This window comes from Micromonospora sp. NPDC003776, assembly GCF_053605645.1.
Genome location: NZ_JBSGJR010000275.1, coordinates 1 through 8742 on the forward strand (window position 1 = coordinate 1; position 8742 = coordinate 8742).

At 74.0% G+C, this 8742-nt stretch carries 7 protein-coding genes; 6 read left to right on the plus strand and 1 reads right to left on the minus strand.

All coding sequences use genetic code 11. From position 1 onward, the window contains the following. Nucleotides 1-43 precede the first annotated feature (43 nt). Nucleotides 44-577 carry a DUF1062 domain-containing protein gene (locus tag ACWEVO_RS21350; protein ID WP_452309285.1) on the minus strand — a complete coding sequence of 178 codons (534 nt, stop codon included), beginning with the start codon at nucleotides 575-577 and terminating at the stop codon, nucleotides 44-46. A gap of 412 nt (nucleotides 578-989) precedes the next feature. On the opposite strand from ACWEVO_RS21350, the gene ACWEVO_RS21355 reads away from it, so the two are divergent. The 6 genes from ACWEVO_RS21355 to shc all read left to right on the plus strand — a co-directional run. Then, nucleotides 990-2360: an MFS transporter gene (locus ACWEVO_RS21355; RefSeq protein ID WP_452309286.1), complete on the plus strand. Its 1371-nt coding sequence runs from the start codon at nucleotides 990-992 to the stop codon at nucleotides 2358-2360. A gap of 334 nt (nucleotides 2361-2694) precedes the next feature. Then, nucleotides 2695-3552: a squalene synthase HpnC gene (gene hpnC / locus ACWEVO_RS21360; protein ID WP_452309287.1), complete on the plus strand. Its 858-nt coding sequence runs from the start codon at nucleotides 2695-2697 to the stop codon at nucleotides 3550-3552. Beyond that, nucleotides 3549-4418, plus strand: coding sequence for a presqualene diphosphate synthase HpnD (hpnD, locus tag ACWEVO_RS21365; protein ID WP_452309288.1), 870 nt, complete (start codon nucleotides 3549-3551; stop codon nucleotides 4416-4418). The genes hpnC and hpnD overlap by 4 nt, the downstream gene beginning before the upstream one ends. After that, the gene (gene hpnE, locus ACWEVO_RS21370) at nucleotides 4415-5794 is read left to right on the plus strand and encodes a hydroxysqualene dehydroxylase HpnE (RefSeq protein WP_452309289.1); all 1380 of its coding nucleotides are present in this window, start codon (nucleotides 4415-4417) and stop codon (nucleotides 5792-5794) included. The genes hpnD and hpnE overlap by 4 nt, the downstream gene beginning before the upstream one ends. Continuing rightward, nucleotides 5791-6798: a polyprenyl synthetase family protein gene (locus ACWEVO_RS21375; protein ID WP_452309290.1), complete on the plus strand. Its 1008-nt coding sequence runs from the start codon at nucleotides 5791-5793 to the stop codon at nucleotides 6796-6798. The genes hpnE and ACWEVO_RS21375 overlap by 4 nt, the downstream gene beginning before the upstream one ends. Continuing rightward, nucleotides 6798-8742: squalene--hopene cyclase (gene shc, locus ACWEVO_RS21380; protein ID WP_452309291.1), on the plus strand; the 1945-nt coding region annotated here is incomplete at its 3' end. The genes ACWEVO_RS21375 and shc, both read left to right, overlap by 1 nt.

The window sequence follows — 8742 nt, forward strand, 5'->3', positions numbered from 1 at the left end:
GTCCGGCGGATCACGCCGGACAGGCCCGGGTCCCCAAGGAGGGTCAGCGTTTGAGCGTGAAGGTGAAGTCGCCGGAGAGCTTGCCGCTCAGCCGGACCGCCGAGACGACTTTCCCCTCCCCGATCAGTCTCTCGACCTCGGCCCGCGAGAGACCGGAACCTTCCGCGATCAGTCGCACCGGCCGGACCGGGATCCGCGCCGCGAAGCGGACCCGGACGTCGATCACCTCGCGGTCCAGGTGATCGGATCCGTTTGTGTCGAGGCGCCAGGCGCCGTCCCAGTCGAGGGCGATGCGGTTGCGGCGCTGCACGAGCGGATCCTGGAGCAGCTCTGCTGTCAGGCCAGCGTCGTTGTCATGCAGCCGGTCCAGCAGCTCAGGCGGTACGGAGCGCACCGTCATCCGCTCCAGGAGCGTGAGCTTGACCGTGTCCCCGCAGCCGGTACAGCGGGCGAGGAGCCAGGCGTCGATGAGCTTGTGGTTTGCGTTGACGCGGAATTTGCCGGTTGCCCGAAAGCGCTCGGACGCGCAGGCGTGGCAACGGCGGCGAACGAGGGGCAGGCAGGTGGGTACGACCACCCAGTTTTCAGACACAGAAGCACACCGGTTTCAGTGAGAAATCCGCAGCAAGAAGGAGCGCGGCGCAGATGCGCGACGCGCGACAAATCAGCGCTCGGGAGGTCTCACAGGGTGTACAACGGCGCGTCCTCAACTAGACGACCTGGTCCGGCAGCACGGTAGTGGCGTACCGCCGCGCCGTTCCACCGGTTTTCGCGCGCTCCAGCGCCGGGTTCGGTGCAGTGCCGTTCGTGGCGCGGACGACCCGGCGGTCGGGCAGAGTTGGGATGGGCACCAGACGGTGCCGGTGCGGCGGGTCGGACAGTCATGGCCGGGGTCGGTGAGGGATAACCGGAGCGGACACGGGGAACCGGAGGGGCTGCCGGCGCGGTGGGCGCGTCATCTGCTGGGTGGCCCCGGCCGGGCACGCGTCGTGTTGCTGCTGGCCTCGGTGCTGGCGTTGAACAGCGCGGACACCGGAACGCTCGGTGCGGCGGCCGGCCAGTTGGAGGCGAGCCTCGACATCAGCCATGCCCGCCTCGGCCTGCTCGCCACGGCGTCGTCGGGGATCGGCGCGTTCGCCTCGGTGCCGCTGGGCGTACTCGCCGACCGGACCGACCGGGTGCGTCTGCTGGTGATCACAGTGGCGCTCTGGGCGGCCGCGATGATCGCCGGCGCTCTCGCGCCCAACTACTGGTGGCTGCTGGGGTCCCGACTGCTGCTCGGCGCCGGCGTGGCCGCGGCCGGCCCGGTGGTGGTCTCGTTGACCGGCGACCTCATTCCGCCGGACAACCGGGCGGGGGTGCTCGGCTGGATCCTCACCGGCGAGATCATCGGAGCCGGCATCGGGCTGCTGATCGGTAGCGAGGTCGCGGCGGCGCTGTCCTGGCGCGCGGCCTTCGTCCTGCTCGGGATCGCGAGCGCGGTCCTGGCCGTGGCGGTCTGGCGGCTGCTGCCCGAGCCCGCTCGTGGGGGCGCCGGCTGGCTGCCCAGCGACCGCGGTTCGTCCAGGCCCGGACGCCGGCCGGACCGTTCGGGGCGGCCTGTCGGCCGGGCTCAGGCGGTGATGGCCGACCGGGGTGTCGCACCGGCTGGTGACCGGGTGGTACGTGATGATCCCAACCGCTGGTCCCTGGCCAGGACCGCGAGGTACCTGCTGTCGATCCCGACCAACCGGCTGCTGATCCTGGCCTCGTCGGTCGGCTACTTCTTCTTCGCCGGCATGCGGACCTTCATCGTCGTCTTCGCGGTCCGGCACTTCGGCATCCCGCAGACGACGCTCGGCGCTCTGGTGCCGATGATCGGGGTGGCGGCGCTGACCGGTGCCGTGCTCGCCGGGCGGTTCACCGACCGGGCGCTGGCGCGGGGCCACACCCGGGTCCGGGTTGTCGTCCCGGCGTTCGGTTACGTGGCTGCCGCGGTGTTCTTCCTGCCCGGCGTGTGGCTCACCTCGGTGCTCGCGGCGCTGCCGCTGATCGCGCTGGGGGCCGGTGCGCTGGCGACGGCCAACCCACCGCTGGATGCCGCCCGGCTGGACATCGTCCCCGGGCGGTTGTGGGGGCGGGCGGAGAGCCTGCGAACGATGCTGCGCCTCGCCGCCGAGGCGGCCGCCCCGGCCATCTTTGGCTGGCTCGCCGACCAGCTCAGCGGGCCAGGTGGCCGGTCCAGCGGCAGGGGCCTGCGGGACGCGTTCCTGATCATGCTCGTGCCACTGGTCGCCAACGGTCTCATCCTGCTCGCCGCCCGGCGCGACTACCCGGTCGACGTGGCCACGGCGGCCGCGTCCGACCAGCGACGGGCCTGAGTCCGCCGCCACCCACCCGGGCGGCGCCTCGACGATCCGGTCGAAGGATTCGAGGCGATTCGAGGAGCAGAGATGATCGAAGTGCTTATGCTCCTTTTGCGGGCTCCTGAGGTTATTTCGCTGCCGACACGGCAGATGCCCGCCGCAGCCACCGCTGGCTCACCGCAGCCGCAGCAGGTGGCGCGATGCTTCGCCGCCGGGACCCACCAATCCCCGGTGGGCGTTCGGCGTGCGGAAAAGACGCGGCCGCACCCGGCCGGTGCCCGCGGTCGACCGACCCCGTTGCCCGGTTGAGCAGCACCATCGGCCCGCGCCCGAGAGGAGGGAACCGAGGATGAGTCGGACGATCGACGCCCCGACCGCGCGGCGGGTCGAGCAGGCTCGCGCGCAGGAGAACTTTCCGGTCGCGTTACGGATACTGCCCGCCCGGCACCGCCGCCACCTGCTGGCGTTGTACGGCTACGCCCGGTACGTCGACGACCTCGGCGACGAGCCGCTGACGGCGGGAAACGACCGGCTGGCCGCCCTGGACGGCGTCGAGGCCGAGCTGACCGCCCTCTACGAGGGCCGCGCGGTGACCCATCCGGTGCTGCGTGCCCTCGCGCCCACCGTGGCCGAGTGCCGGCCGCCGCGGGAGGCGTTCGTCCGGCTGATCGAGGCGAACCGGGTCGACCAGCGGGTCACCCGGTACGCCACCTTCGCGGAGCTGGTCGACTACTGCACCCTGTCGGCCAACCCGGTGGGCCACCTGGTCCTGCACGTCTTCGGGCAGGCCACACCGGCGACGCTCGCACTGTCCGACCGGGTCTGCACCGCCTTGCAGATCGTCGAGCACCTTCAGGACGTGGCCGAGGACCACCGGCGCGGCCGGATCTACCTGCCGCGCGAGGACATGGACCGGTTCGGCGTCACCGAGGCCGACCTCGCCCGGCCCACGGCCGGCCGGCCGTTGCGGGAGCTGATCGGCTTCGAGGCGGAACGGGCGCGCGCCTGGCTCGATGCGGGCGCGCCGCTGGTGGCGGCGTTGCGGGGCTGGAGCCGGCTGGCGGTCAGCGGGTATCTCGCCGGCGGCCGGGCCACCCTCGACGCACTGGCGGACGCCGACCACGACCCGCTCCGGGTCGCCGTGCGTCCCCGCGCACGGCGTGTCCTCACCAGCTGGCTGGCCGCCACGGTCCGGAGTGCGGGATGACCACGATCACCGGAATCGAGGCCGCCTACCGGCACTGTGAACAGGTCACCCGTACGCAGGCGGCCAACTTCTCGTACGGCATCCGCCTGCTGCCGCCGGCGAAGCGGCGGGCGCTCTCGGCCGTCTACGCGACCGCCCGCCGCATCGACGACATCGGCGACGGGCCGCTGCCTCCCGAGGACAAGCTGGAGCGGCTGGCGCAGATCCGCGAGGCGCTGCATCGGCTGCCCGGCGACAGCGGCGGGGATCCCGTGCTCGCCGCGCTCGGCCACGCCGCGACCCGGATGCCGCTCCCCCTGGCCGCCTTCGACGAGCTGATCGACGGCTGCGTCGCCGACGTGACCGGCCGCCGCTACGACAGCTTCGACGAGCTGGTCTGGTACTGCCGGTGCGTGGCGGGCTCCATCGGCCGCCTGTCCCTCGGGGTGTTCGGCGCCACCGACCCGCGTCGGGCCGAACCGCTGGCCGACGCGCTGGGCGTAGCGCTCCAGCTGACCAACATCCTGCGCGATCTCGTGGAGGACCGGGCCGCCGGCCGGATCTACCTGCCGGCCGACGACCTGGACCGGTTCGGCTGCTCACTGCGGCTGTCGGACGCCGGCTTCGCCGATCCGCCCGAGCGGCTGGCCGGGCTGGTGCGCTTCGAGGCCATCCGGGCGGCCGGCTGGTACGACCGGGGCCTGCGGCTGCTGCCCCTGCTGGACCGCCGCAGCGCGGCCTGCACGGCCGCGATGGCCGGCATCTACCGACGGCTGCTCGCCCGGATGGCCGCCGATCCACTGGCGGTCACCCGTGGCCGCGTCTCCCTGCCCGCTCGGGAGAAGGTCTGGGTGGCGGCGCGGGCCCTCGTGGGACGTACCGCGTGAGCGGGGCGGCGATCACGACGCCGACCACCCGTACCGGCGGGGTCTGCGTGATCGGGGGCGGCCTGGCCGGGATCGCGGCAGCGATCCGGCTCGCCGACCTCGGCCTACCGGTCACCCTGCTGGAGAGCCGGCCGGAACTCGGTGGGGCCACCTACACGCTGCGGCGCGACGGCCTGACGGTGGACACCGGTCAACACGTCTTCCTGCGCTGTTACACCGCCTACCGGGGCCTGCTGGACCGGCTCGGCACCAGCGGCGGCACCCACCTGCAACGCCGGTTCGCGGTGCCGGTGCTGCTGCCGGGGCGGCCCCCGCAGCTGCTGACCCGCCGGGCACTGCCGGCGCCGGCGCATCTGCTCCCCGCGCTGGCCGGCTACCGGCTGCTCAGCCCGGCGGAGCGGCTCGCCGCCGTCCGGGCCTGCGCCGCGCTGCGGTACGTCGACCCGGACCTGGCCGCCACCGACCGGCGCAGCTTCGGCGACTGGCTCGTCGAGCACGGCCAGGGTGCCCGGGCGATCCGCCGGCTCTGGGACCTGATCACCGTTGCGGCGCTGAACCTGCCCTGCGCGCAGGCCTCGTTGGCGCTGGCGGCGAGGGTGTTCCGGACGGGTCTGCTCGACGCCGCGGACGCCGGCGACATCGGTCGCCCCCGCGTCCCGCTGGTCGACCTGCACGCCGTCGCGGCCCGCCGGCTGCTGGACCGGCTCGGCGCCCGGGTGCACGTCCGGGCCAGGGTCCGCTGGATACGGCCGGAGCCGGACGGGTTCCGGATCGGGCTCGACGGCACCGAGATCGAGGCGGACGGGATCGTGCTGGCCGTCCCGCACCCGGCCGCGGCGGCGCTGGTGCCGCCCGCCGCCGCGCCCACCGCCGGGCAGTGGCACCGGCTGGGCGCGGCGCCGATCGTCAACGTGCACCTGCGGTACGCCGCCCGGGTGACCGAGCTGTCCATGGCCGCCGCCGTGGAGTCCCCGGCTCAGTGGATCTTCGACCGGTCGGCGCCGGGGGTCGACGGCCAGCACCTGGTGGTGTCGCTGTCGGCGGCCGACGCCGAGATCGAGCGCCGGACCGCGGAACTCGTCGCGGTGCAGCGCCGGGCACTGGCCGACCTGTTCCCTGCCGCCCGGCACACCCCGGTACGGGACGCGTTCGTCACCCGGGAGCCGAAGGCAACCTTCCGGCAGGCGCCCGGGACCCGGGCGTACCGGCCCGGTTGCGTAACCCGCCTACCCGGCCTGGCCCTGGCCGGCGCGTGGACCGACACAGGCTGGCCGGACACGATGGAGGGCGCGGTGCGCAGCGGCCAGCAGGCCGCCGACGCCGTCGCCCGCGACCTCGTGTCCCGGCCCCGACACCAGACGGAGGCCGCACGATGACCATCGCACACAGCCGCAGCGCTGACCGGACGCAGACCCAGGTCGAACCGGCCATCCGGGCGCTGCTCGACCGGCTGGACCCGGACAACCGGCTGATCGGTGGCTATCAGCTCGGCTACTGGAACGCCGACGGGTCACCCGCCGACTGCCGGGGCAAGGGGCTGCGGCCCACCCTGGCGCTGCTGTCGGCCAGCGCCACCGGAGCCGAGCCGCAGGCCGGCGTGCCGGCCGCCGCGGCGGTCGAGCTGGCGCACAACTTCTCGCTGCTGCACGACGACGTGATGGACGGGGACACCGAGCGCCGTCACCGGCCGACAGCCTGGACGGTGTTCGGGGTCGGCCCGGCCATCCTCGCCGGGGACGCGCTGATCGGGCTGGCCCACGAGGCGCTCCTCGACGTGCCTGAGGGTGGCCCGGCGGCGCGGCGGCTCGCCCTCGACGTCCGCGCCCTGGTCGCCGGGCAGGCCGCCGATCTGAGTTTCGAGCGCCGAGAGGACGTCACCCTCGACGAGTGCCTGCGGATGGCCGGCGACAAGACCGCCGCGTTGCTGGCCTGCTCGTGCGCCCTCGGGGCGATCCTCTGCGAGGGGCCACCGGTCCTGGTGGAGGGGCTGTCCCGGTTCGGTCGGCACCTGGGGTTGGCCTTCCAGCTCGTCGACGACCTGCTCGGCATCTGGGGTGACCCGCAGCGGACCGGGAAGCCGGTGGGCTCGGACCTGCGGGCCCGCAAGCGCACTATCCCGGTCGTCCGCGCGATCACCAGTGGGGACCCGGCGGGGCACGAACTCGCCGAGCTGTACCGGTCGGCGGCGCCGCTGACCGATGACGAGGTGGCCCGGGCGAGCGCCCTGATCGAGGCGACGGGGGCCCGCGACGGGACCGAGCGGCAGGCCTGGCAGGAGGCCGAGCGGGCCCGCGCCGAGCTGGACGCCCTCGACCTGCCCACCGACGTCCGCGCGGAGCTGCTGGACATCACCACCTTCATCACCGGACGGGACCACTGATGACCGACCTGCTCTCCACGAAACCCACCGCCACCGACCAGCCGGCCACGCCGCCGGTCCCGCACGATGCGGCCCGGGAGGCCCTGCGCCGTGCCTGCGACCACCTGTTGGGGTTGCAGGACGACGCCGGCTGGTGGAAGGGCGAGCTCGCCACCAACGTCACCATGGACGCCGAGGACCTGCTGCTGCGCCAGTTCCTGGGCATCCGCACCGCCGAGCGGACCGCGGAGTCGGCGCGGTGGATCCGGTCCCAGCAGCTCCCCGACGGCGCCTGGGCGACCTTCCACGGCGGACCGGGGGACCTCTCCACCACGGTCGAGGCCTACCTGGCGCTGCGGCTGGCCGGTGATTCACCGGAGGCGCCACATCTGGTCACGGCGGCCCGGTTCATCCGCGCCCACGGCGGGCTGGCCGCCACCCGGGTGTTCACCCGGTTCTGGCTGGCCCTGTTCGGCCACTGGCCGTGGTCCAGCCTGCCCGCCGTGCCGCCGGAGCTGGTGCTGCTGCCGTCCTGGATGCCGTTCAACATCTACGACTTCGCCTGCTGGGCCCGCCAGACCATCGTGCCGCTGTCGATCGTCCGCGCCGTGCGTCCGGTCCGGGAGCTGGGCTTCTCCGTCGACGAGCTGCGTACCGGGCAGGCGCCGCCACGGCCGCCCCGGCTGCCGTCCCGATCCGGCGTACTGCACCGGCTCGACCGCGTCGCCAGCCGCTACGAGCGGATCGCCCGGGGGCCGGTGCGCCGGCACGCGCTGCGCCGGGCCGCCGAGTGGATCGTGGCCCGCCAGGAGGCCGACGGATCCTGGGGCGGGATCCAACCGCCCTGGGTCTATTCGCTGATGGCGTTGCACCTGCTCGGCTACCCGCTGGACCATCCCGTACTCCGGGCCGGCCTGGAGGGGTTGGAGCGATTCACGGTGCGGGAGGAGACCGCGGACGGCCCGGTGCACCGGTTGGAGGCGTGCCAGTCGCCGGTCTGGGACACCGCGCTCGCCGTCACCGCGCTCGCCGACGCCGGGCTGCCGGCCGGGCATCCGGCGCTGACCCGGGCCGGTGACTGGCTGCTCCGCGAGGAGATCCGGGTTCGCGGTGACTGGTCGGTCCGCCGGCCGAAAACGCCGGTGGGCGGCTGGGCCTTCGAGTTCGACAACGACGGGTACGCCGACACCGACGACACGGCCGAGGTGATCATGGCGTTGCGGCGGGCCGGCGTACCGGCCGAGGGGGCCGTGCTGCGGGCCACCCGGTGGCTGCTGGGCATGCAGTGCCGCGACGGCGGCTGGGCTGCCTTCGACGCCGACAACACCCGGGCGATCCTGGGCGAGCTGCCGTTCTGCGACTTCGGTGAGGTGATCGACCCGCCGAGCGCGGATGTGACCGCGCATGTCGTCGAGGCGCTGGCGAAGGAGAACTTCGCCGGGACTCCTCCGGTACGCCGCGGCGTGGCCTGGCTGCTGCGGTCCCAGGAACCGGACGGATCCTGGTTCGGCCGGTGGGGCGCCAACCACGTGTACGGCACCGGGGCCGTGGTGCCGGCGCTGGTGGCGGCCGGCGTCCCGACGGGACACCCGGCGATCCGGCGGGCCCTGGAGTGGCTGTCGGCGCACCAGAACCCCGACGGCGGCTGGGGCGAGGACATGCGCTCCTACCGCGACCCGTCCTGGATCGGGCGCGGCGAGTCCACCGCCTCCCAGACCGCCTGGGCGCTGCTCGCGCTGCACGCCGCCGGCCACGGCGCCGGGGAATCGGCCCAGCGCGGGGTGCGCTGGCTGGTCGACACCCAGCGGCCGGACGGCGGCTGGGACGAGCCGCACTACACCGGCACCGGCTTCCCCGGCGACTTCTACATCAACTACGGCCTGTACCGGCTGGTCTTCCCGATTAGCGCCCTGGGTCGGATCCTGGGTGCGGCGGCCGGCGGGGACGGTGCCGCGCTCGACGTCG